Origin of the sequence: Bowmanella yangjiangensis (assembly GCF_017255015.1) — a bacterium.
GTDB lineage: Bacteria > Pseudomonadota > Gammaproteobacteria > Enterobacterales > Alteromonadaceae > Bowmanella > Bowmanella yangjiangensis.
Genome location: NZ_JAFKCS010000320.1, coordinates 1 through 916, shown reverse-complemented (window position 1 = coordinate 916; position 916 = coordinate 1). Strand labels below are relative to the sequence as shown.

2 protein-coding genes are annotated in these 916 nt (G+C 64.8%); one reads left to right on the top strand and one right to left on the bottom strand.

The features are described 5' to 3' along the window. On the bottom strand, positions 1-283 hold a 283-nt coding region (locus tag J0A65_RS24290), incomplete at its 3' end, for an EthD family reductase (protein ID WP_206596830.1). Between the two features lie 130 nt (positions 284-413). On the opposite strand from J0A65_RS24290, the gene J0A65_RS24285 reads away from it, so the two are divergent. After that, positions 414-884, top strand: coding sequence for a DUF2127 domain-containing protein (locus tag J0A65_RS24285; RefSeq protein ID WP_047584350.1), 471 nt, complete (start codon positions 414-416; stop codon positions 882-884). Positions 885-916: the final 32 nt, after the last annotated feature.

Genomic DNA, 916 nt, shown 5'->3' with positions numbered 1-916 from the left:
CGGGCACCAGGTCGGTGTAGTTGGCGATGTCCGCGAGAATCTCCTGCGCATGCGGCGCAAAGCCGGCTTGAAAGGCTTCGACGGAGTCCGCATAGACATGACACATGCCAACGTAGGCGGGCGGATCATCGGGCGAGCCACCGGCCATCCCCTTGTCGACGGTGTAGAACAGGCAGGCATCGCCCATCCTGGCTTTCACCAGCGGCATGTGCGTGTCGCGGTAGTAGGCGTGGTCGAAACGCGCGCCCGGCTTGTAGGGATACATCACACTGACCTTGATCATCTGGCTCTCCTGAGTGCCTGCAGAACGCCACGGCGACATCGGCCCGGCGCGCAGGGAAAGATAGCTGAAGCAGAAGCTGGCAGACTGCTGCAGCGCCCCCTTATCCACAGCTGACACGCGAGAGACGACGATGGCACACACAAGACCCGGCCTGCGGCTCATCGCGGCGATGGAAGCCTGCAAAGGCCTCATCTCGCTCGTGGTCGCGCTTGGCCTGCATGAGCTGGCCGGGCGCAACCTGCAGCAGGTGGCCGAGGCGCTGGTCAGCCATGCGCATCTGAACCCTGCCAGTCACCTGCCTGGCATTTTCCTGCACGCGGTGAAGTCGCTGCCCGACATCGACCTGTCACTGCTGGCCATCGGCGCACTGGCCTACGCCGTCATCCGCCTGATCGAAGCCTATGGCCTGTGGAAAGGGCTGCTCTGGACGGAGTGGTTCGCCTTGGCCAGCGGGGCGATCTATCTGCCGTTCGAGGTCTACGAAATGCTGACCCGCAGCAGCGCCCTGAGCGCCGCCGTGTTCGTGCTCAACCTCCTCGTGGTCGGCTACATGGCGCGCGTGCTGCTGGTGCAGCGAGGGCAGGCCAGCCACCCGCGCTGACGCCCGGCACGACAGAGCGCACGGAATGCGTG